This is a genomic window from Dyella flava (assembly GCF_016904955.1).
In the GTDB taxonomy this organism is placed as follows: domain Bacteria; phylum Pseudomonadota; class Gammaproteobacteria; order Xanthomonadales; family Rhodanobacteraceae; genus Dyella_B; species Dyella_B flava.
Genome location: NZ_JADIKE010000039.1, coordinates 567,634 through 593,729 on the forward strand (window position 1 = coordinate 567,634; position 26,096 = coordinate 593,729).

The 26,096-nt window shown below is 61.3% G+C and carries 25 protein-coding genes; 16 read left to right on the forward strand and 9 right to left on the reverse strand.

What is annotated here, in order from left to right:
• Positions 1 to 82 precede the first annotated feature (82 nt).
• Positions 83 to 778, forward strand: a complete 696-nt coding sequence (locus ISP19_RS20960) for a response regulator (protein ID WP_204684336.1) — start codon at positions 83 to 85, stop codon at positions 776 to 778.
• A gap of 131 nt (positions 779 to 909) precedes the next feature.
• The gene (locus tag ISP19_RS20965; protein WP_204684337.1) at positions 910 to 1,161 is read left to right on the forward strand and encodes a hypothetical protein; all 252 of its coding nucleotides are present in this window, start codon (positions 910 to 912) and stop codon (positions 1,159 to 1,161) included.
• 107 nt (positions 1,162 to 1,268) lie between these two features.
• On the opposite strand, the gene ISP19_RS20970 is transcribed toward ISP19_RS20965, so the two are convergent.
• The 6 genes from ISP19_RS20970 to ISP19_RS20995 all read right to left on the reverse strand — a co-directional run bounded on the left by ISP19_RS20970 (position 1,269) and on the right by ISP19_RS20995 (position 9,258).
• The gene (locus ISP19_RS20970; RefSeq protein ID WP_204684416.1) at positions 1,269 to 2,267 is read right to left on the reverse strand and encodes an NAD(P)H-quinone oxidoreductase; all 999 of its coding nucleotides are present in this window, start codon (positions 2,265 to 2,267) and stop codon (positions 1,269 to 1,271) included.
• A 28-nt stretch (positions 2,268 to 2,295) separates the two neighbouring features.
• On the reverse strand, positions 2,296 to 2,997 hold the full coding sequence (locus ISP19_RS20975; RefSeq protein ID WP_204684338.1) for a pirin family protein: 702 nt from the start codon (positions 2,995 to 2,997) through the stop codon (positions 2,296 to 2,298).
• Between the two features lie 98 nt (positions 2,998 to 3,095).
• Complete coding sequence (locus ISP19_RS20980; protein ID WP_379945906.1) at positions 3,096 to 4,544, reverse strand: MDR family MFS transporter; 1,449 nt, start codon at positions 4,542 to 4,544, stop codon at positions 3,096 to 3,098.
• Positions 4,545 to 4,785: 241 nt separating this feature from the next.
• Entirely contained in the window at positions 4,786 to 5,991 is a 1,206-nt protein-coding gene (locus ISP19_RS20985) for an acetyl-CoA C-acyltransferase (RefSeq protein ID WP_204684339.1), read from the reverse strand.
• Positions 5,992 to 6,131: 140 nt separating this feature from the next.
• Positions 6,132 to 8,519 (reverse strand): 3-hydroxyacyl-CoA dehydrogenase/enoyl-CoA hydratase family protein, encoded by a 2,388-nt coding sequence (locus ISP19_RS20990; protein WP_204684340.1) that lies wholly within the window; start codon positions 8,517 to 8,519, stop codon positions 6,132 to 6,134.
• Between the two features lie 82 nt (positions 8,520 to 8,601).
• Positions 8,602 to 9,258, reverse strand: coding sequence for a TetR/AcrR family transcriptional regulator (locus ISP19_RS20995; protein ID WP_204684341.1), 657 nt, complete (start codon positions 9,256 to 9,258; stop codon positions 8,602 to 8,604).
• 233 nt (positions 9,259 to 9,491) lie between these two features.
• Here ISP19_RS20995 and ndk point away from each other — a divergent pair, with 233 nt between their 5' ends.
• The 8 genes from ndk to moeB all read left to right on the forward strand — a co-directional run bounded on the left by ndk (position 9,492) and on the right by moeB (position 17,626).
• Positions 9,492 to 9,917, forward strand: a complete 426-nt coding sequence (gene ndk, locus ISP19_RS21000; RefSeq protein ID WP_204684342.1) for a nucleoside-diphosphate kinase — start codon at positions 9,492 to 9,494, stop codon at positions 9,915 to 9,917.
• Between the two features lie 20 nt (positions 9,918 to 9,937).
• A complete protein-coding gene (rlmN, locus tag ISP19_RS21005; protein ID WP_204684343.1) occupies positions 9,938 to 11,047 on the forward strand; it encodes a dual-specificity RNA methyltransferase RlmN in 1,110 nt (369 codons plus the stop codon).
• Positions 11,037 to 11,834 (forward strand): type IV pilus biogenesis/stability protein PilW, encoded by a 798-nt coding sequence (pilW, locus tag ISP19_RS21010; protein ID WP_204684344.1) that lies wholly within the window; start codon positions 11,037 to 11,039, stop codon positions 11,832 to 11,834. Before rlmN ends, pilW begins: the two co-directional genes overlap by 11 nt.
• Positions 11,831 to 12,871, forward strand: a complete 1,041-nt coding sequence (locus ISP19_RS21015) for a helix-turn-helix domain-containing protein (RefSeq protein ID WP_204684345.1) — start codon at positions 11,831 to 11,833, stop codon at positions 12,869 to 12,871. Before pilW ends, ISP19_RS21015 begins: the two co-directional genes overlap by 4 nt.
• A 155-nt stretch (positions 12,872 to 13,026) precedes the next feature.
• The gene (locus ISP19_RS21020; protein WP_204684346.1) at positions 13,027 to 13,677 is read left to right on the forward strand and encodes a YfgM family protein; all 651 of its coding nucleotides are present in this window, start codon (positions 13,027 to 13,029) and stop codon (positions 13,675 to 13,677) included.
• Positions 13,674 to 14,873, forward strand: a complete 1,200-nt coding sequence (gene bamB, locus ISP19_RS21025; protein ID WP_204684347.1) for an outer membrane protein assembly factor BamB — start codon at positions 13,674 to 13,676, stop codon at positions 14,871 to 14,873. The genes ISP19_RS21020 and bamB overlap by 4 nt, the downstream gene beginning before the upstream one ends.
• An 18-nt stretch (positions 14,874 to 14,891) precedes the next feature.
• Positions 14,892 to 16,292 carry a ribosome biogenesis GTPase Der gene (gene der / locus ISP19_RS21030; protein WP_204684348.1) on the forward strand — a complete coding sequence of 467 codons (1,401 nt, stop codon included), beginning with the start codon at positions 14,892 to 14,894 and terminating at the stop codon, positions 16,290 to 16,292.
• A 164-nt stretch (positions 16,293 to 16,456) separates the two neighbouring features.
• The gene (gene moeB / locus ISP19_RS21035; RefSeq protein WP_204684349.1) at positions 16,457 to 17,626 is read left to right on the forward strand and encodes a molybdopterin-synthase adenylyltransferase MoeB; all 1,170 of its coding nucleotides are present in this window, start codon (positions 16,457 to 16,459) and stop codon (positions 17,624 to 17,626) included.
• Here moeB and ISP19_RS21040 read toward each other — a convergent pair.
• Positions 17,623 to 18,186, reverse strand: a complete 564-nt coding sequence (locus ISP19_RS21040; protein ID WP_204684350.1) for a GNAT family N-acetyltransferase — start codon at positions 18,184 to 18,186, stop codon at positions 17,623 to 17,625. The two genes, moeB and ISP19_RS21040, sit on opposite strands and share 4 nt — an antisense overlap.
• A gap of 67 nt (positions 18,187 to 18,253) precedes the next feature.
• Between ISP19_RS21040 and folD the strand changes: the two genes are divergently transcribed.
• From folD to tadA, 4 genes are all read left to right on the forward strand, one after another.
• Positions 18,254 to 19,108, forward strand: a complete 855-nt coding sequence (gene folD / locus ISP19_RS21045) for a bifunctional methylenetetrahydrofolate dehydrogenase/methenyltetrahydrofolate cyclohydrolase FolD (RefSeq protein WP_204684351.1) — start codon at positions 18,254 to 18,256, stop codon at positions 19,106 to 19,108.
• A 103-nt stretch (positions 19,109 to 19,211) separates the two neighbouring features.
• A complete protein-coding gene (guaB, locus tag ISP19_RS21050; protein ID WP_204684352.1) occupies positions 19,212 to 20,669 on the forward strand; it encodes an IMP dehydrogenase in 1,458 nt (485 codons plus the stop codon).
• Between the two features lie 117 nt (positions 20,670 to 20,786).
• The gene (gene guaA, locus ISP19_RS21055; RefSeq protein ID WP_204684353.1) at positions 20,787 to 22,367 is read left to right on the forward strand and encodes a glutamine-hydrolyzing GMP synthase; all 1,581 of its coding nucleotides are present in this window, start codon (positions 20,787 to 20,789) and stop codon (positions 22,365 to 22,367) included.
• Positions 22,368 to 22,442: 75 nt separating this feature from the next.
• Positions 22,443 to 22,937: a tRNA adenosine(34) deaminase TadA gene (gene tadA / locus ISP19_RS21060; protein ID WP_204684354.1), complete on the forward strand. Its 495-nt coding sequence runs from the start codon at positions 22,443 to 22,445 to the stop codon at positions 22,935 to 22,937.
• Here tadA and ISP19_RS21065 read toward each other — a convergent pair.
• Positions 22,905 to 23,789 carry an NAD-dependent protein deacetylase gene (locus ISP19_RS21065; RefSeq protein ID WP_379945885.1) on the reverse strand — a complete coding sequence of 295 codons (885 nt, stop codon included), beginning with the start codon at positions 23,787 to 23,789 and terminating at the stop codon, positions 22,905 to 22,907. The two genes, tadA and ISP19_RS21065, sit on opposite strands and share 33 nt — an antisense overlap.
• Before the next feature lie 103 nt (positions 23,790 to 23,892).
• On the opposite strand from ISP19_RS21065, the gene ISP19_RS21070 reads away from it, so the two are divergent.
• Together ISP19_RS21070 and ISP19_RS21075 are read left to right on the forward strand one after the other, a co-directional pair.
• Positions 23,893 to 24,570 carry an NAD(P)H-binding protein gene (locus ISP19_RS21070; protein WP_204684355.1) on the forward strand — a complete coding sequence of 226 codons (678 nt, stop codon included), beginning with the start codon at positions 23,893 to 23,895 and terminating at the stop codon, positions 24,568 to 24,570.
• Positions 24,571 to 24,730: 160 nt separating this feature from the next.
• A complete protein-coding gene (locus tag ISP19_RS21075; protein WP_204684356.1) occupies positions 24,731 to 25,168 on the forward strand; it encodes a universal stress protein in 438 nt (145 codons plus the stop codon).
• 12 nt (positions 25,169 to 25,180) lie between these two features.
• Here the strand turns inward: ISP19_RS21075 and ISP19_RS21080 are convergent, their stop codons facing one another.
• Complete coding sequence (locus tag ISP19_RS21080) at positions 25,181 to 26,059, reverse strand: CHAD domain-containing protein (protein WP_204684357.1); 879 nt, start codon at positions 26,057 to 26,059, stop codon at positions 25,181 to 25,183.
• Between the last annotated feature and the right edge of the window lie 37 nt (positions 26,060 to 26,096).

The window sequence follows — 26,096 nt, forward strand, 5'->3', positions numbered from 1 at the left end:
TAATACAACCTATCAGGTTGAGCACCATGGCCTGTGCTAGTTTAAGCGGCGTACGATGGACCATGGACCCAAGGAGCCCGCTTTGACTATCAGGGTAACCGTAGCCGATGACCACCCTACCTTACTGGCAGGGGTCGAGCATCTGTTATCCAAGGTGCAGGGAATTACCTTGATTGGTCTGGTTACCAACTCCACGGAGCTTGTCGAGTTACTCGGGCGTTCGAACTGCGATGTCGTCGTGACGGACTTTTCCATGCCTGGTGGGCGTTATGGGGATGGGCTTTCACTGCTGCGCTTTCTGAGACGACGCTTTCCCAATGTCCGGTTGGTCGTGTTGACGGGCGTAGAAAGCAGCGTCGTCATGGAGAGCATCATGAAGGTCGGTGTTACCGGCCTGGTCAGCAAGTCCGATGACCTGGGTCACCTTGAGTCCGCCATTCGTATGGCGCATTTGGGCAACCGCTATGTCTCACCCACCAAAAGCGAACAATTGAAGGGACAGAGCCCTGCTTCTGACACGCAAGGCGATGAGACGGTCAAGCTCAGCAAGCGTGAAACAGAAGTGCTGCGCATGTATGCAGAAGGCCTCACCGTGTCGGAGATTGGTGTGCGTGCAGGGCGAAGCAGCAAGACGATCAGCGCACAGAAAATGGCCGCGATGAAGAAGCTGCGACTGCGGCACGATGCCGATATCTTCAAGTACGCACTATCGCACGGACTTGTACAGGCGTCACAAACGTCTCAGAAGAATGCGCGGCAGGATGATGATGATGTCTGAATGCCCCTACATGTCGTGGGCATGACCGCTATGTTCGATGGGCGTCATCCGATAGCGCACGATTGTCGGGAGAGGTAGTCTTTGTTGAGTCGAAGTCGATCTTCAATCAGCCTTCACCTACAAAGGGCTTTATGGGCGAGTCTTACGACATCATCTCTGCCGCGCTCCTTGGGTACGCCATGCTTAGCAATGCGCAACGCAAGGTCTTCATGGATCGCCTGAATCAATTCACGTTCTTGTCACCTCAACAGCAGCGGCGCATTGCGGAGGATTTGTTGCGCTCCTGCAAGGAATCGGCCAATCAGACTGCCCGTATGATTGCTGAAACCGCTGCTGTGTACGGCGCTGGAAACAAAAAGACCAAAAAATCCGACAAGGATTAATGCTTGGCAAATACACGCTTGTCACGTCGTCGATCCTGCCGTCGGCGAGCAAGTCTGCGTGCATTTTCAATCGTTTGGTTGCTGCGTGAGCTATTCGAAGCTGGCTTTTACCAGCGCAGCACGATCTTGCCGATATGAGTGCTGCTTTCCATCAATGCGTGAGCGCGCGCCGCTTCAGCAGCGGGAAGAACTTCGTGGATAACGGGGCGCAAGCGCTGTGCAGCAAAGAGCGGCCATACATGTTCATGCAATTTGCAGGCGATAGCGGCTTTGAAAGGAATGGGGCGCGGGCGCAATGTTGATCCGGTAATGCTGAGCCGGTGACGCATTACCTTGTGTGCATCCACGGTTGCATGATTGCCACCAAGTGTGGCGATGACCACAAGACGGCCGTCGTCGGCGAGCGCGTCGATTTCGCGTGCTACGTAATCGCCTGCCACCATATCGAGAATCACATCCACGCCAAGGGCATCGGTCCAGGCTTTGATGCGTTCGACAAAATTTTCGGTGCGATAATTGATGGCGCGTGCGCCGAGTGCTTCGCAAGCGCGGCATTTTTCATCATTGCCCGCGGTCGCAAAGACGGGATGACCCAAGGCATGGGCCAACTGGATGGCTGTGACGCCGATGCCGCTTGAACCTCCTTGCACCAGCAGGCTTTCCGGCGAGCCATTGTCGCGGTGGCCAAGCTGGCCGCGATCAAACACGTTGCTCCACACCGTGAAGTAGTTTTCAGGCAGTGAGGCTGCCTCAACCAGGTTCAAGCCATGCGGTGTTGGCAGGCATTGTCCCAGCGGGGCCACCGCGTATTCCGCGTAACCGCCGCCGGCGAGCAGGGCACATACGGCATCGCCAAGCTTGAGGCCAAACGGGTTGTGGGTGCTGAAATCACCACCAACCAACTCGCCCGCCACTTCCAGGCCTGGGAGATCGGATGCGCCAGGTGGCGGGGCATAGTTGCCCATGCGTTGGAACACGTCCGGCCGGTTTACACCCGATGCGGCCACCTTGATCAGTACTTCGCCGGGACCCGGTTGTGGCATCGGCCTTTGCGCAGGGCGCAAGACTTCCGGACCGCCGGGATGGCTGATTTCGATGGCCTGCATGGACGACACGCTGATAACTCCTTGTTGCTTAAGGAGCAGAGTCTACGAGCACCAGCTCCGCATCATCGAGCGCCTTGATGGTCAGCGCCGTTTCGTTACGAATGGCTGCGCCGTCACGGGCATCAAGATGCATGCCGTTAATCTCCACGGAGCCTTTGGCGGGAACCAGATAAGCGTAGCGATCTGGGGCGAGCGTATAGCTTGCGGTTTCACCGGCCTTGAGTGTTGCGCCAAGCACGCGTGCGTCGGTGCGCAACGGCAAGGCGTCATGGTCTTCCTTGAATCCGCTCGCCAGGGCAACGAAGCGTCCGGAGCGCTCCCCGGTCGGGAAGGGTTTGGCGCCCCAGGACGGCGCACGACCGCGTTCATCCGGAATGATCCAGATCTGGAAAATACGTGTCGTACCCGGTTCCAGATTGTATTCGCTGTGGGTGATGCCACTGCCCGCACTCATCACCTGGACATCACCAGCTTCGGTGCGGCCCTCGTTGCCCAGGCTGTCGCGGTGCGTGATGGCACCTTCGCGGACGTAGGTAATGATTTCCATGTCCGCATGCGGATGCGCGGGGAAACCGGTTTGCGAGGCGATGGTATCGTCGTTCCACACACGCAAGGCGCCCCAGCCCATGCGCCTTGCGTCGTTATAGCCGGCAAACGAAAAGTGATGCTTGGCCTTGAGCCAGCCGTGGTCGGCTCCGCCAAGGCTGTCAAAGGGACGGCGTTCAATCATGAGAGCACCTGATGTGATTTGCGGATGCCGTTAAACATAAGGGCGCTGGCGACAGTGTAGAACTACCGTCAGGGAAACAGTGTGTGCCCGCCCATGGCCTAGTGATCGCTGGCGCGATGGCGATGCCCGCTCAATTCATGCCCGACGTCATGCACAAAAGCCAGGTGCCAACGGGTGGAGCTGAGGGAAATCAGGGTGACGATCAGGAAGGCCACCGAAAAGTTCAGCCGGCTTGGCTCGGCGTTATGCGCCAGCGCCATGGTGAACTTGAGGATCAGTGCGCCGCAGCATACGCCCACCGACAGCATGAGCTGCTGCAGGGTGGAATAGAAGCTATTGGCGGCGCTCATGCGATCGGTGGGCACGGACTCATAGGCCACCGTGTTGTAGGCGGCGAACTGGAAGGACATGAAGGCGCCGCAGCAGACCAGCAGCATGAACATCAGCCAGAACGGCCAATCGGCGCGGAAGAACGCGCAGACCGCATAGCCAAGGCTGGCCAGCACGCCGTTGTAGACCATCGCCCGGCGAAAACCGAGCCAGCGCAGAAGGCGCGTGGTAAAGCCGCGCGAGAACAGTGCACCTAGCGAGATAGCCAGGATCAGCTGACCGCTGCGCACGGCGGAAAAGCCAAGTCCGATCTGGAACAGCAGCGGCAGCAGGAACGGCTGGGCGCCCTGGGTAATGCGCATCAGCGACCCGGAAATCACCGACAGGCGAAATGAGTCGATGCGCATCAGCGTGAGATCGATGACCGGATCCAAGCGGCGTCCGGCATGCACCAGGTAACCAAATAGCGCAGCAGCACCCAGCACAATCAGGCCGAGTGCGTTGACGACATTGGTGTTTTCGCCGAACAGTTCCAGTCCGAACAACGCGCATCCCAAGCCGAGACTGCACAGGGTAAAACCCAGCCAGTCGAAGCGTGATGGACGCTTAACGCAGTGCACGACCGGGATATAGCGCTTCACCAGCCAAAAGCCGAGTACACCGATCGGCAGGTTGATATAGAAGATCCAGCGCCAGTCGAGGTATTGGACAATGAAGCCGCCCAGCGGCGGTCCGGCCATGGTGCCGAGAATCGCTGGCATTAGGGTCCACGACATGGATGACACCAGGTGTCTGCGATCGACCGTGCGCAGAATCACCAGGCGCCCGACCGGCGTCATCATGGCGCCGCCAATGCCTTGCAGCAGGCGCGAGGCCACCATCATCGGCAAGCTGGTGGTCAGCGAGCAAAGGATCGAGCCCAGGATGAAAACGCCAATGGAGGCATTGAAGACGCGCTTCACACCGAAGCGGTCCGCGATGGCGCCGCTTACCGGAATCAGAATCGCCAATGCGAGCAGGTAACTGGTTACCGCGATGCTCATGGCCGGAGCAGTGACGCCGAAATCACGCGCCATCGTCGGCAAGGCCGTGGCAAGGACGGTGCCGTCCACCTGCTCAAGGAAGATGGCGCAGCCCACGATCAAGGAAATCAGACGGTAGTCCGGATACGCCGGCTGGGTCACTGCCGGAGTCTCCACCTTTTCGTCAACTAGCACGGACACGTTTGCTTCCTGGACGAGCGCACGGCAGCCTGCGCCGGCACAGGCGCGGGATCAGGGGCAGACTCGAAACGCCGGCGCACCGGATTGTGCGTCGCAGCATGCATATTATTCGCTTGTCGCATGAGTGCAGCAAGAGTGAAAGGTCACACTTGTCGTCATTGATTCATGAAAAAGGCGCCGTGCGGGCACGACGCCTTTTTGCTTGCTGCTTCGATTTCGTACCGGCAGAACAGGTTTAGACGGCTTCGAAAATACCTGCCGCGCCCATGCCGGTGCCGATGCACATGGTCACCATGCCGTACTTCTGCTTGCGGCGACGCAGACCATGCAACAAGGTGGCAACGCGGATGGCACCGGTGGCGCCAAGCGGGTGGCCCAGGGCAATGGCACCGCCCAGCGGATTGACCTTGTTGGTGTCGAGGCCCAGGTCACCGATCACCGCCAAGGCCTGTGCGGCGAACGCTTCGTTGAGCTCGATCCAGTCGAGCTGGTCCTGCTTGATGCCGGTCTGCCTGAGCGCCTTCGGAATCGCTTCCTTCGGGCCAATACCCATGATGTCCGGACGCACCCCCGCCACCGAGTAGCCGACGAAGCGGGCGAGTGGCGTGAGGTTGTAATCCTTGATCGCCTGTTCGCTGGCCACCAGCACGGCGCCGGCGCCGTCGGAGGTCTGCGAGGAGTTGCCGGCCGTGACCGAGCCACCGAACTGGCCGTTGCGGAACACGGTCTTCAGCTTCGCCAGTACTTCCGGCGTGGTGCCCGCGCGCGGACCCTCGTCGGTATCGATCACGCGGCTGTCGGTCTTGATGCCGCGCGTGGCGAGGTCGGGGTAATGGTCATCGAGCTGGAACGGCGTGATTTCGTCTTTGAATTCGCCGGCGGCAATGCCGGCCAGCGCACGGCGATGGCTTTCCACCGAGAAGGCGTCCTGCTGTTCGCGACTGACCTTCCATTGCTTGGCGACATTCTCGGCCGTGATACCCATGCCGTAGGCGATGCCGATGTGTTCGTTGTCGAAGATGCCCGGATTCATCGCCACCTTGTGACCCATCATCGGCACCATGCTCATGCTTTCGGTGCCACCGGCCAGCATCAGGTCGGCTTCGCCCAGGCGGATGCGGTCGGCGGCCATCGCCACGGCTTGCAGGCCGGACGAGCAGAAACGGTTGATCGTGACACCAGGCACGGTGTCAGGCAGGCCGGCCAGCAGCAGGCCGATGCGCGCCACGTTCATGCCTTGCTCGGCTTCCGGCATGGCGCAGCCGATGATGACATCGCCGATGCGATGCGGGTCGATGCCCGGCGCCTGCGCCAATACAGCGCGGATGACGTGGGCGAGCATGTCGTCGGGACGGGTGTTGCGGAATACACCGCGCGGCGCTTTGCCGACCGGGGTACGGGTGGCGGCGACGATGTAGGCGTCTTGCACTTGCTTGGTCATGGTCTTTGCTCCGTGGCGTCGCGCACTGTGCAGCGACGCCGTTTGGTTTGTCCGTCGTCCCGGCGAGGGCCGGGACCCAGTGTCTTCAGTGGTGCATGCGAAAGTTGCTGGGCCCCGGCCTGCGCCGGGGCGACGAGCGTTTAGTTCCTCAGCGGTTTGCCGGTAGTCATCGTGTGTGCGATGCGCGCCTGGGTTTTCTCCGTCTGCGCGAGCTCCACGAAGTGCTTGCGTTCCAGATCCAGCAACCATTCCTCATCCACCAGCGAGCCACGCTCGATCGCGCCGCCGCACAGCGCGTCGGCGATGCGCGTGGCGATCGCCACATCGTGCTCGGAGGCGAAGTAACCGGCTTGCAGATTCGCCAGCGATGCCTTGAATGTCGCGGTACCGACATCGCCAGCGACCGGGATGTTGCGGTTGTACAGCGGCGCGCGCCAGCCGCTTTCGGCCAGCGACAGCGCCACCTGCTTGGCGACGTAAAGCAGTTCATAGGCGTTGAACACCACCACATCGCTGTCGCGCAGCAGACCCAACTGCTTGGCTTCCAGCGCACTGGCGGACACCTTGGCCATGGCCACCGTCTCGAACACCTTCTTCAGGTATTCGAACGGATCGGTCGGATTGACCTGTGCTGCGCGCACGGCAAGTTCATGCAGGCCGCCACCGGCCGGCAGCAGACCCACGCCTGCTTCAACCAGGCCGATGTAGCTTTCCAGCGCCGCTACCGTGCGTGCCGAATGCATCTGGAATTCGCAGCCGCCACCGAGGGCAAGACCGCGCACCGCCGCTACCACCGGTACCAGTGAATGCTTGATACGCATGCTGGTGCGCTGGAAGTTGGCGACCATGGCCTTGAAGTCGTCGATCTTGCCGGCCTGCAGCAGGCCCAGCGCACCCTTCAGGTCCGCACCCGCGGAGAACGGCTCGCTGTTCTGCCAGATCACCACTGCCTTGAGCTTTTCTTCCGCAATGCCGATGGCGTGTTGGATGCCATCGAGCACCTGGTCGTTGACCGTATTCATCTTGGTCTTGAACGAGATGATTCCAACGCCATCGTCGCCCAAGGTCCACAGGCGGATACCGTCGTTCTCCCACACGGTGCTGCCCTGGTCGAACTTCTCGCCCAGGATCGGATCGGGGAACAGTTGGCGCTGATAGACCGGGTGCTGCGAGCGCGGCTTGTCGGCGTTGGCGGCGGCAGAGTAGGAGCCGTTCTTGCCATGCACGCCGGTGCGACCGTCAGTGACCCATGCAGGAAGCGGCGCCTTGCTCATGGCCTTGCCGGCGGCGATGTCTTCGGCAATCCAACCGGCGACCTGCTGCCAGCCGGCGGCCTGCCAGGTCTCGAACGGACCCAGCTTCCAGCCATAGCCCCAGCGGATGGCGAAATCGACGTCGCGGGCGGTGTCGGCAATATCAGCCAGGTGATAGGCGGTGTAATGGAACAGATCGCGGAACGTCGCCCAGAGGAACTGCGCCTGCGGGTCGCTGGATCCACGCAGCTTGCCGAACTTTTCGGCCGGATCCTTGATGGCGAGAATGGCGGCTACTTCGTCCGAGGCCTTCTGCTCGGACGGGCGATAGTCACGCTTGGCAACATCCAGCACCACGATGTCCTTGCCGGCCTTCTTGTAAAAGCCCGCGCCGGTCTTCTGGCCCAGTGCACCTTGTTCGATCAGGCCGCTTAGCCACGCCGGTGCCTTGAAGTATTCATGCCACGGATCGTTGGCCAGGGTGTCGGCCATGGTCTTGATCACGTGCGCCATGGTGTCCAGGCCCACCACGTCGGCAGTGCGATAAGTCGCGCTCTTCGGGCGGCCAACAGCCGGACCGGTCAGCGCATCGACGGTATCGAAGCCGAGCTTGAACTGCTCGGTGTGATACATGGTGGCCAGCATCGAGAACACGCCGATGCGGTTGCCGATGAAGTTCGGGGTGTCCTTGGCATAGACGACGCCCTTGCCGACGGTCGTGGTAAGGAAGGCTTCCAGGCCTTCGAGCACCTTCTTGTCAGTGAGCTTGGTCGGAATCAGCTCGACCAGTTGCATGTAGCGTGGCGGATTGAAGAAATGCACGCCGGTAAAGCGATGCCGCAGTTCTTCCGGCAGTGCGTCGGCCAGGCCGTTGATCGACAGGCCCGAGGTGTTGCTGGCCAGCACGGCGGTCTTGGATACGTAGGGCGCGATCTTCTTATAGAGATCCAGTTTCCAGTCCATGCGTTCGGCGATCGCCTCGATCACCAGGTCAACGTCCTTCAGGTGCTCCAGGTCATCGTCGTAATTGGCCGGAATGATGGCGGCCGCGCGCGTGCTATCGGCCAACGGGGCCGGCGAGAGCTTCTTCAGGTTCTCGATCGCCTTCAAGGCGATGCCGCTCTTCGGGCCCTCCTTGGCGGGCAGATCAAACAGCACGGTTTCGACGTTGGCGTTGGTCAGGTGCGCGGCGATCTGCGCGCCCATGACGCCTGCACCAAGCACCGCCGCTTTGCGGATGCGTAGCGCTGACTGGGATGAAGATGGAGCGGTCATTGGCTTCTCCGGGTACGAACGAAACGGGTAGGGAACAAGGTTGGGGGACGGCCATGGCTGGCCGGTGACAAAATCAGAGGTATCAGGGCGCGCTGAGGCCGGCGGCGGCAAAGCGGATCAGGTGAGCGGCGGTCTGTTCGCGATGGGTGGTTTCGCTCACATCGCTCTTGCGCTGGATGATGCCGAAGCCGGACATGGCGTGGGTCAGGGCGCCCGTTACCAGGTCGATGCGCCAGTACAGCTCCTCCTTGCTGAGATTCGGCAGCAGGCGAGCAAATTCGGCGGTGAATTGACGCATGACATGGCCGTAGTTCTCGGACAGGAACTTGCGCAGGCTGTCGTCGTGATCGGCAAAGGCCCGGGCCAGCACGCGCATGAACAGGCCCCCGCCACCGTCGTGGGACAGGTCAAGGGCGGGCCGGATGAAGGCCGAAAGCACGTCCTCCAGGGTCGTGCCGGGCTGACCGGCGACCTGCTTCAGGGCAGCCATACGGCGGGCATTGAGCTGGTCCAGGCGGCGCTTGAAGACCTCTTCGACCAGGTTGTCCTTGGAGCCGAAGTGGTAATTGACCGCGGCGAGATTCACGCCGGCGGCGGCCGTGAGCTGGCGGAGCGAGGCGCCTTCGAAGCCGCGCTGGGCAAACAAGGCCTCGGCGGCGGTCAGGATGCGTTCCTTGGTGGAAGCGGAGCTGTTCACGGGTAGCGCCCATCCGATCGAATCAAACGATCGTTTGAGCATACGCGCCGGGCTCGGGGGGAGTCAAACGATCGTTTTGTTTTGTGTGGGTGCTGGGCTCTACATGGCGCCCAGACTGGGTTCGGCGGCCACCGGGCGGGGTTGCTTATGGGCTAGAATCTGTCAAACTTTCGTGCGCTAAATCCGTATTTCGCGGCGCATTTAGTTCTAAATTCCGCTGACGTACCAAGTCAGACCGCCCATTAAAAATAATCCGTATACCCGGAGCAGACCGTATGGCGCTGGAGCGCACCCTTTCCATTATCAAGCCCGATGCCGTTGCCAAGAATGTTGTCGGTGAAATCTACGCCCGCTTCGAGAAGGCCGGGTTGAAAGTCGCTGCAGCAAAGATGAAGCATCTTTCGCGTAAAGAGGCGGAAGGTTTCTACGCGGTACACCGCGAGCGTCCGTTCTTCAATGCGCTGGTGGAATTCATGATTTCCGGTCCGGTCATGATCCAGGTGCTGCAGGGCGACAATGCGATTCTCAAGAATCGCGAACTGATGGGCGCCACCAATCCGAAGGATGCTGCCAAGGGCACGATCCGCGCCGACTTCGCTGATTCGATCGATGCGAATGCCGTGCACGGTTCGGATGCTGCTGAAACGGCTGCGGTGGAAATCGCCTATTTCTTCGCTGCGACTGAAGTCTTCCCGCGCTGAGATGTGATGTTGTGAACCAGATGGAAAAAGTCAATCTGCTCGATTTCGATCGCCAGGGGCTGCGTGAGTTTTTCGCGCAGCTCGGCGAGAAGCCGTATCGTGCCGAGCAGGTGATGAAGTGGATCTATCACCATCTGGAAGACAACTTCGAGAACATGACCGATGTGGGTAAGGCGCTGCGCGCCAAGCTCGAGGCTTCGTGCTACATCGGTCCGCCCAAGACAATGTTTGACAAGGGCGCCGCCGACGGCACGCACAAGTGGCTGCTCGGCATGGATGGCGGCAACGCCGTCGAAGCGGTGTATATCCCGGAGCCGACCCGCGGCACGCTGTGCGTGTCCTCGCAGGTGGGCTGCGGCCTGAACTGCCAGTTCTGTTCCACCGCCACCCAGGGCTTCAACCGCAATCTGGCCACCTCCGAAATCATCGGCCAGATGTGGGTTGCCGCCAAATACCTCGGCAATGTCACACACCAGAACCGTCGCATCACCAACGTGGTGATGATGGGCATGGGTGAGCCGCTGCTGAACTTCGACAACGTTGTGCATGCGATGAGCCTGATGCGCGACGACCTTGGCTTCGGTCTTGCCTCCAAGCGCGTCACGTTATCGACTGCCGGCCTTGTGCCGATGATCGACAAGCTGTCCGAAGCCATCGACGTATCACTGGCCGTGTCGCTGCATGCGGCGAACGACGAGCTGCGAACCGAACTGGTGCCGCTCAACAAGCGTTATCCGATCGCCGAACTCACGGCTGCGTGCCAACGCTGGATTGCACGCAAGCCGCGCACGTCGATTACCTTCGAATACACGCTGATGAAGGGTGTGAACGATCAGCCTGAGCATGCGCGCCAGCTGATCAAGTTCATGCGGCGCCTGCCCACCTGCAAGGTCAATCTGATTCCGTTCAACCCGTTCCCGGGTACGCGCTTCGAGCGCTCGGAACCGGATGTGATTCGCGCCTTCCAGACGCAACTGCTCAATGCAAACATCCTGACCATGCTGCGGCGCACGCGCGGCGATGATATCGACGCTGCCTGTGGCCAGTTGAAAGGCCAGGTACTCGATCGCACACGCCGTCAGGCTGAATTCCAGAAACGACTGGCCGAGGATGCAGCTCATGCGGCGTGATCGCCTGTTGCCTTGTCTGTGCATCATGGTCCTTGCCCTGGCGGGCTGCCACACGTCTCCGACGATCCCGCCGCCGCCGTCTGATCCCAAGCTGCCCGCTGAAACCAAGGCGCAGAAGGCGCAGAGCGCAGCGGATGTTCATACGCGTCTGGCGCAGCACTACATCGACATCGGCAATCTGCAGGGCGCGCTGGAGAAGGTGAAGATCGCTGTTTCCGACGACCCGACCTACGTGCCGGCCCAGACGGTGATGGCCTACATCTACGAGCGCATCAACGACTTGCCGAATTCGGAAATCCATTATCGCCGCGCCGTCGAGTTGCAGCCGGACAAGGGCGATACCAACAACAACCTGGGCCAGTTCCTGTGCCGTGAAGGCAAGGTGCAGGAGTCGCTGCCTTATTTTGCCAAGGCAGTCGCCGATCCGTTCTACCAGACGCCCGATGTGGCCCTGACCAATCAGGGCGTTTGCCAGTTGCAGATCAATGATCGCGTGAATGCTGAAACCAGTTTCCGTGAAGCAGTGAAGCGCAATCCGAACAACGCCACGGCGTTGCTGCAGATCACCAATCTGCTTTACCTCAATCAGCGCTATTTCGATGCGAGTGCCTTCCTGCAGCGCTTCGATGCGCTGGGTCAGGCCACTCCCGATTCGCTGAAGCTTGGCTACGAAATCGAATCTCGCTTGGGCAACATGGAAGCAGCCCAAAATTACACCAAACGGCTACTCAGCCAGTTCCCGGATTCGGAACAGGCACAAGCCCTCAATCAAACCGTACGCCCATGATTTCCGAGCAGTCCAATCCGGACGGGCAGGAGGAGAGCATCTCCGCCGCACCCGCCACGACCGCAGTGAACATGGATGAAAACGCTGCCGAATTTCGTTTCAACGAAGCCCCCGGTTTTGGTTCGCGTCTGCGTGCCGTACGTGAGGCACGTGGTCTGGACCTGGAGACCTGCGGCCACGCCCTGCGTTTGCCGGTGCGTGTGCTGCGTCAGCTCGAGAACAACGAGCTTGACGGCATCGACTATCAGGTTTATCTCGGCGGTTACATCCGCAAGTACGCGCGTTATCTGGAGATTGATGACGCCGAAGCCGAAACGGCTGTTGCACGGCTGAAGCCGAGTCAGCCTCCGCTGGTTGCGACGGGCGGGGTTTCGCATTCGCGCTATCTGCTGGATCGCTATGCCACGGCAGCTACCTATGTGGTACTGACCCTGGTGATCGCGGTGCCGATCGTGTGGCTGGGCATGCGCGGCACACTCTCGCGCGACATGAGCCATCTGGCACCGCTGGATGCTGCGCCGGTCGCGCAACAAGATGCGCCGCCGGTGCCGGCTTCTTCCAGCAGCGCGGCGAAGGCCGTCGCGAGCAACGCGGCAACATTGGCACAGACGGCCACGCCTGCGCCGGCTCCCGCGGCTTCGGCAGCGCGCACGGCCGAACAGCAGCCTCTGCTTGCTTCGATGGTGCCGGTGCCGAATCTCGACGGGGATGCCAGCGTGACGCCGCCCCCTGCCAACGTTGCCGATGCGGCTAATGTTGGCAGCGGTAGCCACAGCCTGACGCTCAATTTACCGAACAGCAGCTGGGTCGAGGTGATCGGCAAGGACGGTTCGCGTCTGGAATACGGTCTGCTGCCGGCCGGTACGTCCAAGACCTACCATAGCGATCAGCCGTTGGAAGTGCGCATCGGTAACGCAACCGGTGCGCAGGTCAGCGTCGATGGTCAGCCGGTGACGCTGGATCCGTACCGTCGATCCAACGTGGCGCATTTCCGCGTCGATATCCAGGATGGCAAGGCCGCCCCGACGGGCGCCTGATGGCGGGGCGCTAACGCCCCTCGAACATCCTCGATCGGTTATGCTTGCGCATTGTCCGCCTGCAAGGCGGGCAATGCCGGCTGCCGCCGGGTCGCGGCGGCTCCTGGGACACCCTTTCTGGCGCCTCGCGGCGTCTTTTGCGATACGGTGATTGCATGGCATTTGATGCATACGACGACTACGAACAGAGCGAACGCGTACAAAAGTGGCTGCGACAGAACGGCCTGTCGATCGCTGTGGGTGTGGTCATCGGCCTGATCGCCATTTTCGGCTATCAGCAGTGGCGGAATCATCAGGCTACGCATCAACTGGCCGCGTCAGGTCTTTATCAAGAGCTGCAATCGGTCATCGACAACGGCAATACCAATGCCAGCGATGTGCTGATCCAGCAGCTGATGAGCAATTACGCCGACACCCCCTACGCGATGTTCGCCGTCAGCGACCGTGCGCGCCACCAGGTCGAGGCCAAGCAATACGACAAGGCGCTCGAATCGCTCTCGTGGGCGGAGCAGCACGCCGTCAGCCCGGAACTCAAGGCCCTGGTGGAAGTGCGCATGGCGCATGTGCAGCTGGCCAAGGGCAATGCCCAGGATGCGCTGAGCACACTGGACCGCGTGCCCGCCGACAGCTACGCCATCGTGAGTCAGGAACTACGTGGCGATGCGCTGGTCAAGCTTGGACGGCGTGACGATGCCCTCAAGGCCTATCAGGCAGCCGTGAAGGCCATGGGCCCGAGTGTTCAGCAGGGCAATGAAGTGCAATTGAAAATCGACGATCTGGCCACGGCCGGGAAGCAGGGTGCATGAAACGTTTTGGGCTGATCGTATTGACCGCTTCACTGGTGGCTCTCGCGGGCTGTCATTCCTTCAAAAAAGAAAACATCCAGCCGCCGACGCCGCTGGACAAGAATTTCAAACCCACCGTCCAGGTGACGCGGGTGTGGAAGACGCGCGTCGGCCATGGTGCCGGCGCGAGCGGCGTGCGCATGCAGCCTACGGTCGTTGGCGACGTCCTGTACGCCGCCAGCACCGATGGCGCGATTGGCGCTTACGACGCGGCCACCGGCAAGACCATCTGGGAAAACAAGTCGCGCGTCAAAGGCTGGTTCGGTTGGGGTGACAAGAAGCGCAAAGACGCTTTCTACTCCGGCGGTCCGGCGGTTTCCGGGGATCTGCTGGCCATCGGTACGCTTAACGGCCACGTCTACGGCTTGAACGTGAAGGATGGCAGTCAGCGCTGGGATACCGCGCTGCCCTCCGAAGTCATCGATTCGCCGACCATTGCCGGTCCGCTCACCATCGTGCGCACCCAGGACGGCCGTGTGTACGGTCTTGATAGCAACACCGGCGAGCGCCGGTGGGTGAATGACCAGGGTAACGTGCCGCTACTCAGCCTGCGCGGCAATGGCCCGCTCTTGGTAGCCAACGGCGTGGTGTTCTTCGGTAGCGACGACGGCAAACTGATCGCCTTGCGCCTGGATAATGGCGAGAAGCTCTGGGAACAGAAGCTGGCGAGCGGCGAAGGCCGCACCGATATCGAGCGCATGAACGATGCCGATGGCAGTGTCCTGCTTGATGGCAGCACGCTTTATGCCGCGGCGTACCATGGCAACCTGACCGCCATCGACGGCCCCAGTGGCCGCCCGATGTGGGCCCGCCCGTTCTCCACCTATACCTCCATGGCCGTTAGCGGCAACAGCCTGTTCGGCGCGGACACCGACTCGCAGGTCTGGGCGTTCGACAAGAGCAGTGGCGCCGACATGTGGAAGAACACCAACCTCAAGTATCGCTGGATCACGGCTCCCGCTGTGCAGGGCGATTACGTGGTGGTCGGTGACATCGAAGGCTACGTGCACTGGCTGCAGGTGGGTGATGGCGCCTTGGCCGGCCGCGAGCGCCTGTCCAAGAAGGCGATCCGCGCACAACCGGTCGTGGCGGGTGATCTGGTGTACATCGAAGATGTGCAGGGCCACCTCGCTGCTTACCGCCTCGGCGCTAAGTAATACCTGGAACCATGATTCGTGCTGCCTGTCATCGCCCTGGTCGGTCGTCCCAACGTCGGTAAATCGACCCTTTTCAATGCGCTGACGCGTAGCCGTGACGCCCTGGTCGCCGACATGCCGGGCGTCACCCGCGATCGTCACTACGGCGTATGCCGTACGGGCGAGCACCCGTTTGTGGTCGTCGACACCGGCGGTTTATCGGGTGTCGACGAAGGTCTCGATGCACTTACCGCGCAGCAAGTGCGCCTCGCGATCGAAGAGGCGCAGGTGCTGGTGTTCGTGGTCGACGCGCGTGACGGATTGTTGCCGCAGGACCGCAGCATCCTTGGCGAACTGCGACGCAGCGGCAAGCCCATCATCGCTGCCGTCAACAAGACGGACGGCTTGGACATACAGGACGCGCTGGCGGAATTCGCCGTTTTCGGTATCGCCCAGACCTTGCCGCTTTCCGCTGCACATAACCGCGGCACCGAAGAACTCATTGCCGCCGTACTGCCGCTGCTGCCGGAAGATGCGCACGAAGAGCTGGCGCCAGACGATAACGACAGTATTCGTGTCGCCATCGTCGGTCGCCCCAATGCCGGCAAATCGACCCTGATCAACCGGTTGCTCGGTGAGGATCGCCTGATCGTCTCGGATGTCGCCGGCACCACGCGCGATCCGATCCGCGTGCCGCTTGAGCGTGATGGCAAGCGCTACACCCTGATCGATACCGCCGGTGTGCGGCGCAAGGCACGCGTCGAAGAGGCCGTCGAGAAGTTCAGCGTGATCAAGACGCTGCAATCGATGGCGGCCGCTCAGGTTGTCGTGGTGATGATCGACGCGCGCGAAAACCTTGCCGATCAGGATCTCACCTTGATCGGGCACGTGCTCGATGAGGGCAGGGCACTGGTGATTGCCGTCAACAAGTGGGATGGCATGGATGCGTACCAGCGCGAGCAATGCCAGCGCGCACTTGAGCGCAGGCTGGGTTTCGTCGACTGGGCCAAGCAAGTCTTTATTTCCGCCCTGCATGGCTCCGGCCTGCGCGAGTTGATGCGCGCCATCGTGCGTGCCCATACAGCCGCCATGCGCGAACTCGGCACGTCGGATCTTACGCGCACACTTGAACGCGCGTACGAAGGCTATCAACCGCCGCTGGTGCGTGGTCATGCACCGAAGTTGCGCTTTGCCCATCCCGGCGGCAGCAATCCGCCGACGATCGTGATTCACGGCAGCCGCACCAAGCATATTGCGCCGGCGTATCGGCGCTACTTGGAAAACTTCTTCCGTCAGCGTTACAAACTGGAAGGGACGCCGGTCAAGATCGAGTTCCGCGAAGGCGAAAATCCTTTCGCAGGCAAGAAAAACGTGCTGAGCGAAGCGCAGCAGCGCAAGCGCCAGCGCATGATTCGTGAGATGAAGCGACGCAAGCGTTAAGGCGTTCTCTGGCTTCTCATGGAGAAGCTGGGTCGTGGTGTTAATGGATTCTCCCGTCTCAGCGTCAACCTGCGAGTGCAGGAATGGTATGGGGCAAGGTTTGCCGCCTCATCACCTTCATGTTCCCCGGATAGGTGATGGCCCTGGCGCGCTAAACTGCCGCCATGAACAGTCCTCTCGACCGCGATTCCTGGCTGGCCACTCTCCGTCAGCGCGTAGCTGAAATCTCACCTGCCGAGGCCCTCGCTCAGCAGGCGCAAGGCGCGCTGCTGATCGACGTGCGGGAAGAGAACGAGCGCGCAGCGGGTTCACCGACTGGCGCCCTTGCGCTATCGCGGGGCTTCCTCGAGCTGCGCATTGAAGACAACGAGCCCAACCGCGATCGCCCCATCGTGACCTTGTGCGCCAGCGGCAGGCGATCGCTGCTTGCCGCGGAAGCGCTGCAGCGCATGGGTTATCGCCATGTGGTCTCTGTGGCCGGCGGTTACGACCGCTGGAAGAGCGAAGGCTTGCCGGTCACGGCTGGGAATCTCGATGCGGACGCGTCGGAACGCTACGCCCGGCAATTGCGCTTGCCCCAGGTGGGCGAGGCAGGGCAACTCAAGCTCAACCAGGCGAAGGTCGTCTTGCTCGGCGCAGGTGGCTTGGGTGCGCCGGCGGCGCTGTATCTCGCCGCCGCCGGAGTAGGGCAGCTGACGTTGATCGATGACGATCGTGTCGAGCGTTCGAATCTTCACCGCCAGGTGATTCATGCGGATGCGCGCGTCGGCATGGCGAAGACCGAATCCGCGCGAATGAGCTTGAACGCGCTGAATCCACGCATTCAGGTGGAACTGCGCAGCGAGCGCCTGCGTGCCGGCAATGTCGAGCATCTGCTCGGTGGCCATGATCTGGTGATCGACGGCGCCGACAATTTTCCTGCGCGCTATTTGCTCGCTGCAGCGACGCGCCGCTTGAAGATGCCGATGGTTTACGGCGCCGTCGAGCGATTTGCCGGGCAAGTCAGCGTGTTCGATCCGCGTCGTGACGATTCCCCATGCTATCGCTGCCTGTTCCCCGAGCCGCCCAGCGCGGCGGATGCCCCCAATTGCAGTGAAGCGGGTGTGCTCGGTGTACTGCCGGGTATCGTCGGCCTGTTGCAGGCAACCGAAGCCTTGAAGTTGATCCTTGGCATCGGCGAGCCATTGGTTGGCCGCCTATTGTCCTTCGATACGCTGGGCATGCATTTTCGCGAAACACGCCTGCCGCGCGATCCTGCATGCCCGGGTTGCAACCCGCAGGCGGTGTTCAAGGGCTACGAGGACATCGCGCAATGGTGCGCGGCGGCAGGTTAGGCGAGATCGCCGGGCAGCAGGCCATAGATCACGGCGTCCTGCGACTGTCCGTGTAGAAATACACGTTGCCGCGCCACACCCTCGCGCTTGGCGCCGATGCGTTCCGCGCAGCGCTGGCTGGCGAGATTGCCGATGGCTGCGACAATCTCTATCCGTCGCAACGCGAGTGCTTCGAACCCGAATGCCGCCACCGCACGCCCGGCGAACGTCGCATAACCTTGGCCGGTGGCGGAAAGACGCAGCCAGTAGCCGAGGTTGGCTCGCAGATCACGCGCATCCAGTTGATTCAGACCGATGCCGCCAACCAGCCGATGCTGCCGGTCGAACAGGGCGAAGGCGTAATCCTCCCCTTCATCCCAGCTCCGTTGGCAGAACGCCACCCACTTGTGTGCTTCGTTCAGGTCGTAGCCGGCATGACACCATGGCAGCCATCGGCCGACGCTTTCCATGGACTCCTGCACGGCCTCGTGCAAGGCTGGCGCGTAGTCTTCGCGCCAGGGGCGCAGCGACAGCGATGGGGTCTCGAGTATGACCGGGCTGGGGCGCGACTGAGCGGACATGGCAGCAGGTTTGTGCGGGCAACAGGGAGTCAGGATAATGTCGCGCTTTGCGGGGCAGGAAAACACCATGAGTGCACGCATCCTCGATGGCAAACGCATCGCGCAGGAAGTGCTGGAACGCATCGGCAAGCGTGTGAGCGAGCGCAAAGCACAGGGCAAGGCCGAACCCGGCCTGGCGGTGGTCCTGGTGGGTGACGATGCCGCGTCTTCGGTCTACGTACGCAACAAGCGCAAGGCCTGTCATCAGGTGGGGTTCCGTTCCTTCGATTACGACCTGCCGTCCAGCACCAGCCAGGAAGAACTGTTTGCCCTGATCGATCGTCTCAACGCCGAGCCGTCCGTACACGGCATCCTGGTGCAGTCACCACTACCGGAGCACATCGACGAGGACGCCCTGGTCGACCGTATCGACCCGAACAAGGATGTGGATGGCTTCCAGGCGGTGAATGTCGGCCGTCTCGCGCTACGCCGGTTCGGCCTGCGTCCGTGTACCCCCAAGGGTGTCATGACCCTGCTGGGCCATACCGATCGCCCGGTACGTGGGCAGCACGCGGTGGTCGTCGGTGTTTCCAACCACGTCGGACGCCCGCTGGTGCTTGAACTGCTGATCGCCGGCTGCACCACTACTTGCTGCCATCGCTTTACCCGCGATCTGGAAGGCTATGTGCGGCAGGCTGACATCCTGGTGGTGGCGGTGGGCAAACCAGGGCTGGTCAAAGGCGAGTGGATCAAGCCGGGCGCGGTCGTGGTGGATGTCGGCATCAACCGTCTGGACGACGGCCGTCTGGTCGGTGACGTGGACTTCAATGTGGCTTCGCAACGCGCCAGCTGGATTACGCCGGTGCCCGGCGGTGTTGGCCCGATGACCGTGGCGACGTTGATGGAAAACACGCTGGAGGCGGCCGAGGCACGCGATCCTTGATTCTTACTCTCCGTTGGGAGAGAGGTGAGGGGAACTTCGCGACCAAATTAGCTTTAGGGGCCGCTCCCGCGTATAATCTCCTCTTTGGAGCGAGACTTTTCGCATGCGTATCCTCGCCGAGGCCCTCACCTACGACGACGTCTACCTCGTCCCGGCCCACTCTCAAATTTTACCGCGTGACGTGGACACCTCCACGCGGCTTACGCGGAATCTTCGACTGAACATCCCTATCGTGTCCGCCGCCATGGACACGGTCACCGAAGCGCGGCTCGCCATTACCATGGCGCAAAACGGTGGCATGGGCATCATCCACAAAAACATGACCGCCGAGCAGCAGGCCGCCGAAGTGCGCCTGGTGAAGAAGTTTGAAGCGGGTGTCATCCGCAGTCCGATCACGGTCGGTCCGCACACTTCGATTCGCGACGTGCTCAAGCTGACCCGCGCACACAACATTTCCGGCGTGCCGGTCGTGGAAGGTGAGCAGTTGGTCGGCATCGTTACCAGCCGCGATCTGCGTTTCGAGCGCAAGCATGACGATCCGGTGCGCAACATCATGACGCGCCAGGACAAGCTGGTCACAGTGCGCGAAGGTGCCAGCCAGGATGAAGTGCTGCAACTGCTGCACAAGAACCGCATCGAAAAGGTGCTGGTGGTCAACGATGCGTTTCAGCTGCGTGGCCTGATCACTGTCAAAGATATCCAGAAAGCCCGCGACAACCCGAACGCCGCCAAGGACAGGCACGAGCGTCTCGTCGTTGGTGCGGCAGTCGGCGTGGGCGGCGATACCGAACAACGCGTCGAAGCACTGGTTGATGCCGGTGTGGACGTAATCGTGGTCGATACCGCGCATGGTCATTCGCAGGGCGTCATCGAGCGCGCCGCATGGGTGAAGAAGCAGTATCCGCAAGTGCAGGTGATCGCCGGCAACATCGTTACGGGTGAAGCTGCACGTGCGCTGCTGGATGCGGGCGTCGATGCGGTAAAGGTTGGCGTGGGTCCTGGTTCGATCTGCACCACGCGTGTGGTGGCTGGCGTGGGTGTGCCGCAGATCACGGCCATCGACCTGGTTGCGACGGCGCTGAAGGACGAGATCCCGCTGATTGCCGACGGCGGTATTCGCTACTCGGGCGATATTCCCAAGGCGCTGGCCGCCGGCGCGTCCACCGTGATGCTCGGCTCGATGTTCGCCGGCACCGAAGAATCTCCTGGCGAAGTCGAATTGTTCCAGGGGCGTTCCTACAAGAGCTATCGCGGCATGGGTTCACTCGGTGCGATGGCGCTCGGTTCCAAGGATCGTTACTTCCAGGACGAAGCCGACGCCGACAAACTGGTGCCGGAAGGCATCGAAGGCCGCGTGCCGTACCGTGGCCCACTGCGCAACATCATTCACCAGCTGATCGGCGGCCTGCGCGCGTCGATGGGCTATCTCGGTGCAGCGACCATTGACGATGTGCGCAACAAGGCGCAGTTCGTCAAAGTGACCGCGGCCGGTGTGACCGAAGCGCATCCGCACGATATCCAGATCACCAAGGAAGCGCCGAATTACCGGCTCAATTCCTGATCGGAGCATGCGTGAGCGGCAGCGGCGCGTTGCAACGATGCTGGTCGTTGCTGCGTAGCCGCTGCTTCGTTTCCGGTTGACGCCCTTCCATTTCCGTTTCTTGTTTACCTGGCCGCCATGACCAATATCCATAGCGACAAGATCCTCATCCTCGACTTCGGCGCGCAGTACACCCAGCTGATCGCGCGACGCATCCGCGAGATCGGCGTCTATTGCGAGATCTGGGCCTGGGACCATAACCCGGCCGAGATCGCCGCGTTCGGTGCCAAGGGCATCATCCTGTCCGGCGGACCGGAGTCGACCACGGTACACGGCGCACCCGAGGCCCCGCAGGAAGTGTTCGATTCGGGCCTGCCGATCCTGGGCATCTGCTACGGCATGCAGACACTGGCCGCGCAGTTGGGCGGTGCGACGGAAGCAGCCGATGCGCGTGAGTTCGGACATGCGAGGGTGGACGTGGTCGCTTCCGACAAGCTGTTCACCGGCCTCAGCGATCATGATTCCTGCCACGCACTCGACGTATGGATGAGTCATGGTGACCACGTTGCCAAGGCGCCGCCGGGCTTCACCGTCACGGCCCTCACCGATCGCATTCCGGTGGCCGCGATGTCCAATGAGGCCAAACGCTGGTACGGCGTGCAATTCCATCCGGAAGTGACGCACACCAAGCAGGGCAATGCCTTGCTTAAGCGTTTCGTGACGGAAATCTGCGGGTGCCAGACGCTCTGGACCGCTGCGCAGATCATCGACGACCAGATCGCCCGCGTGCGCGAGCAAGTCGGCAAGGATCATGTGCTGCTGGGCTTGTCCGGCGGCGTGGATTCCTCGGTCGTCGCGGCGTTGCTGCACCGTGCGATCGGCGACCAGCTCACCTGCGTGTTTGTCGACACCGGTCTCCTGCGCTGGCAGGAAGGTGATCAGGTCATGGCAACCATGGCCCAGCACATGGGCGTAAAGGTCATTCGCGTCAATGCCGCCGAGCGTTATTTCAAGGCGCTGGAAGGTGTGGCCGACCCGGAAGCCAAGCGCAAGATCATCGGCCGCCTGTTTGTGGAGATCTTCGACGAGGAGTCGGCCAAGGTCACCGCCGCTGGCCATGGCCAGGTGAAGTGGCTGGCGCAGGGCACCATCTATCCGGACGTGATCGAGTCGGCCGGCAGCAAGACCGGCAAGGCGCACGTGATCAAGAGCCATCACAACGTTGGCGGCCTGCCGGAGCACATGAAGCTCAAGCTGGTCGAGCCGTTGCGCGAGTTGTTCAAGGACGAGGTGCGTCGTATTGGCGTGGAACTCGGCCTGGCGCGCGAGATGGTTTATCGCCACCCGTTCCCCGGCCCGGGTCTGGGTGTACGCATCCTGGGTGAGGTGAAGGCCGAGTACGCCGAGTTGCTGGCGCGGGCGGATGCGATCTTTATCGAGGAACTGCGCAAGGCTGATCTCTACGACAGCGTCAGCCAGGCCTTTGCCGTCTTCCTGCCGGTGAAGTCGGTGGGTGTCGTGGGCGATGCCCGCGCCTACGAATGGGTCATCGCCCTGCGTGCGGTCGAGACCATCGATTTCATGACGGCGCACTGGGCGCACTTGCCATACGACTTCCTTGGCACGGTTTCAAATCGTATTATCAATGAGTTACGCGGTGTTTCTCGTGTCGTTTATGACATAAGCGGCAAGCCGCCCGCCACCATTGAGTGGGAATAAGAGAATCAATGGCTTGGCGCGTCATTCGCGCCCATGAAAAACACCTACATTAAGAACATCATCTAACCATCTGAAATGGCTGACGAATCGACCAGCAATCAAGTCGCGCCTGCGTTCAGTGCCGAAGATGAGGCGTTCATGCGCCGTGCGCTGCAGTTGGCCGAGCATGCGCGCGATGCCGAGAACGAAGTCCCGGTCGGTGCGGTGCTGGTGCAGGACGGACAGATCGTCGGCTTGGGCTGGAACCGCAATATCACCCTGCATGACCCCACCGCCCATGCGGAAATCATGGCGCTGCGCGCGGCGGGCGAAAAACTGGCGAATTACCGTATTGTCGGCGCCACCTTGTACGTAACACTGGAACCTTGTGCGATGTGCGCCATGGCGCTGGTGCATGCCCGCATCGGCCGGGTCGTGTACGGCACCACCGATCCGAAAACCGGCGCTGCCGGCAGCGTGTTCGATACGCTGATTTCCGACAAGCACAACCACCAGGTCGAGGTTCAAGGCGGTTTGCTGGCCGATGAATCGGCGGTGTTACTGCGCGATTTCTTCCGCGCGCGCCGTTGACGCTTCACGCAGGAAAGCCAGTGCTTCGGCGCAAGGCTGCTCCACTTTCAGGCTCAGCAGCGGATCGGCTCGCGTGCGCCCAAGATTGACCGCGGCGACCGGCTTGCCGGCTTTCGCCGCGGCATGCACAAACCGGTAACCCGAAAACACCATCAGCGACGATCCCACCACCAGCACGGCGTCGGCATCTTCCAGCGCCTGCATGGCTTCTGCGACGCGATCACGCGGCACGTTTTCGCCAAAGAACACCACGTCCGGCTTCAGCACGCCGCCGCACTGCGGACAGGGCGGCACTGCAAACGTGTTGAAATCGTGGCCCTCCAGATCGGCATCGCCGTCCGGTGCATTGGTGGCATCGAGTTTCGCCCAGGCTGGATTGAGCTGTAGTAAAGCCTGCTGCAGCGCATGCCGGGGCGAACGCTGTTCGCAACCCGTGCAGCGCACCGTGTCCAGGCGACCGTGCATGTCCAGCACCTGCCGACTACCCGCGCGTTGATGCAGGCCATCCACATTCTGGGTCAGCAATAGCTGCACCTTGCCAAGCTGTTCGAGCCTGGCCAGCGCGTGATGGGTATCGTTCGGCACGGCATATCCAAAGCGGCGCCAGCCGACCAGGCTACGCGCCCAGTAGCGTTTGCGGGTCAGCTCTTCGCCCATGAAGGCCTGATAGGTCACCGGTTGTGCACGCTTCCAGCCACCATTGGCGTCCCGATAATCCGGGATGCCCGAATCGGTGCTGCAACCGGCGCCAGTCAACACGAATAGCCGCTGATGCCTGCCTACGAAATCACGTAAAGCATCGTCGCCGGCCAGGTTCGGTCCATTCGTCGTGATGCTTTGATCAAATGCCACGTCCTACCTCGTTTTTAGGGCCTAATAGGGCTTGCGTTGACGTGTATCTTGCAGGCATTGAATACCCTCGGCATAACCACGCCAGTCTTATTGGAAAACCGCCATGAATGTCCTGCTATTTGGTGCCACCGGCATGGTTGGACAAGGTGTCCTGAGAGAGTGCCTTGAGGCGCCGGATGTGGCTTTGGTCCAGACCGTCGGGCGTCTGGCGACCGGACAGCGGCATCCCAAGCTGAGGGAGGTCGTGCAGGCGGATCTTTTTGACAGTGCCGCCATCGCCGGCGAACTGCAGGGCTTCGACGCCTGTTTCTTCTGCCTCGGCGTTTCCTCAGCCGGTATGGACGAGGCCGGTTATACGCGGTTGTCTTACGACCTGACGCTCTCCGTGGCGAGAACCCTGGCTTCGCGCAATCCCGGCATGACCTTTGTCTATGTATCCGGAGCAGGCACCGACAGTACCGAACACGGCCGCAGCATGTGGGCCAGAGTCAAAGGGCGTACCGAAAATGCCCTGCAGCGGTTGCCGTTCAAAGCGGTGTATCTGTTTCGTCCCGGCATTATCCAGCCTTTGCACGGCATACGTTCCAAGACATCGTCGTATCAGCTTTTTTATAGCCTGACCAAACCACTGTTGACGCCACTGCGCCGGCTGTTGCCGAACGTGATTCTTACGACGCAGCTCATGGGTCAGGCAATGTTGAATGCGGCTCGGCACGGCGCGCCGAAGGCGGTGCTGGAAACGGCGGATATCCGGACCTTGGCGACACGGACGCGTGTTTGACGATGCGTTGCAGCAAAGCCTATCGGCGATAACTCCTGCGCCGGGTGTAAAATCGCGACAAGTCCACGAGCACGGGCGACATGTTTGTCGCGGTGACGTTGGAACACGGTCTGGTGAGTGCGGTGCGTTCGAAAAGGATCCGCGGATCCGAGGAGGCATCATGTTCTCGCATATCCTGATTCCTACCGATGGCTCCGAGCATGCCTTGCATGCCGCAAAAATCGGCATCGAACTTGCGCGTAAAGTGGACGCGCGTATCTACGCCTTTCACGTACTGGCGCCGCTCGCCGCAGTGGCCTATTTCTCTGATGTGATCCAGCACGCCGAGGACTCCTACACCGATAGGGCGATCGCTCGCGCCCAGGTACATCTGGCGGATATTCGGGCTATGGCGAAGCAGGCCGGCCTGGAAGCTGACGGCGGTTATGCGTTCGATCGTCGTCCTTATGTGGCGATTATCGGTGCCGCCAAGCAACAGCACTGCGATCTGATCGTGATGAGCACGTATGGCTATGCCACGCTCGATCGCATTCTGCTGGGCAGTGAAACGAATCGGGTACTGAGTTGCTGCGATATTCCGGTGCTGGTTTGCCACTGAATGCGCGGCGCATCAGTGCGCCGTGTGCGGCGGAGCCGGCGTGTCGGCAGGGGCGTGTTTCACCTTGGTGGGAGCCGTCTTCGAAAGAGGGGCGGATTTCCTGGCCAGTGCTTCACGCAAGGCAAGTACATCATCCGAAGCCGATAGCCGGTCCAGCGTCATGAGGAAAACCCGGAAGTCTTGCCGCCAACCCAGGCGGTCGGTAAGCAACCCCAACTGCTTGGCGCGTGCTCCGTATTCTTGGCCATGGCTTTTCCTCATGCCGGCCATCTGGCGCGCCTTGCGCAGGAACTCAAGCTGGTAGCGGACTTGCCGCGCACGCCGCCGCCAGCGATGAAACGCCTTGTTGGTACGTTTTTCCAGCGCAGCACGACGTGCTTTTTTCATGCGCTTGATGCTGTGCTTCAAGGCTTTCTTGGTGGTGGTTGGCGTGAGGGTGGACCAGCCAAGCGCCTCGATCGCCGTGGTTATTCGCACGGATTTGCCGGATCGGCGCCGCCAATCGGGATCTTTGTCCAACGCGGCGTCCAGCAATGCCGCGCTACGGCGTTTGAGCTGGTCAATCAGTGCCGGTGTGACCGTCGCTGTGTGACTGCTTGCCAGCAGACGCGCCGTGCGAGTTGCCACGTGGGCGTCACGCAGGTCGGAGAAGCTATGCACCAATCGCCGCAGCGACTTGTGCAGCGCCTCGACATGCGGTTGGTCGGACGATGTTTCGAGAAAGTCGAGCAGGCTGCGCAATTTCCGGCATGCACGGCGGGCATGATGGATGCCACCGTGACGCTCTTTACGCGTGGTCAGTGCCTGCAGCAGCAAGCGGCATTCCTTGAGCGCCAGTGCGCCTAGCGACGCCCCGATACTCAATCCGCCGTTGTGCCTGACTTTGCCCATTCGCCCAGATGATCTCCGGGAATGCCTGCTTGCGCGC

Coding starts and splice junctions, on each gene's coding strand:
- ISP19_RS20965 (WP_204684337.1), top strand. CDS start 910: ATGGGCGAGTCTTACGACATCATCTCTGCCGCGCTCCTTGGGTACGCC.
- ISP19_RS20970 (WP_204684416.1), bottom strand. CDS start 2,267: ATGCAGGCCATCGAAATCAGCCATCCCGGCGGTCCGGAAGTCTTGCGC.
- ISP19_RS20975 (WP_204684338.1), bottom strand. CDS start 2,997: ATGATTGAACGCCGTCCCTTTGACAGCCTTGGCGGAGCCGACCACGGC.
- ISP19_RS20985 (WP_204684339.1), bottom strand. CDS start 5,991: ATGACCAAGCAAGTGCAAGACGCCTACATCGTCGCCGCCACCCGTACC.
- ISP19_RS20990 (WP_204684340.1), bottom strand. CDS start 8,519: ATGACCGCTCCATCTTCATCCCAGTCAGCGCTACGCATCCGCAAAGCG.
- ISP19_RS20995 (WP_204684341.1), bottom strand. CDS start 9,258: ATGCTCAAACGATCGTTTGATTCGATCGGATGGGCGCTACCCGTGAAC.
- ndk (WP_204684342.1), top strand. CDS start 9,492: ATGGCGCTGGAGCGCACCCTTTCCATTATCAAGCCCGATGCCGTTGCC.
- rlmN (WP_204684343.1), top strand. CDS start 9,938: ATGGAAAAAGTCAATCTGCTCGATTTCGATCGCCAGGGGCTGCGTGAG.
- pilW (WP_204684344.1), top strand. CDS start 11,037: ATGCGGCGTGATCGCCTGTTGCCTTGTCTGTGCATCATGGTCCTTGCC.
- ISP19_RS21015 (WP_204684345.1), top strand. CDS start 11,831: ATGATTTCCGAGCAGTCCAATCCGGACGGGCAGGAGGAGAGCATCTCC.
- ISP19_RS21020 (WP_204684346.1), top strand. CDS start 13,027: ATGGCATTTGATGCATACGACGACTACGAACAGAGCGAACGCGTACAA.
- bamB (WP_204684347.1), top strand. CDS start 13,674: ATGAAACGTTTTGGGCTGATCGTATTGACCGCTTCACTGGTGGCTCTC.
- moeB (WP_204684349.1), top strand. CDS start 16,457: ATGAACAGTCCTCTCGACCGCGATTCCTGGCTGGCCACTCTCCGTCAG.
- ISP19_RS21040 (WP_204684350.1), bottom strand. CDS start 18,186: ATGTCCGCTCAGTCGCGCCCCAGCCCGGTCATACTCGAGACCCCATCG.
- folD (WP_204684351.1), top strand. CDS start 18,254: ATGAGTGCACGCATCCTCGATGGCAAACGCATCGCGCAGGAAGTGCTG.
- guaB (WP_204684352.1), top strand. CDS start 19,212: ATGCGTATCCTCGCCGAGGCCCTCACCTACGACGACGTCTACCTCGTC.
- guaA (WP_204684353.1), top strand. CDS start 20,787: ATGACCAATATCCATAGCGACAAGATCCTCATCCTCGACTTCGGCGCG.
- tadA (WP_204684354.1), top strand. CDS start 22,443: ATGGCTGACGAATCGACCAGCAATCAAGTCGCGCCTGCGTTCAGTGCC.
- ISP19_RS21070 (WP_204684355.1), top strand. CDS start 23,893: ATGAATGTCCTGCTATTTGGTGCCACCGGCATGGTTGGACAAGGTGTC.
- ISP19_RS21075 (WP_204684356.1), top strand. CDS start 24,731: ATGTTCTCGCATATCCTGATTCCTACCGATGGCTCCGAGCATGCCTTG.
- ISP19_RS21080 (WP_204684357.1), bottom strand. CDS start 26,059: ATGGGCAAAGTCAGGCACAACGGCGGATTGAGTATCGGGGCGTCGCTA.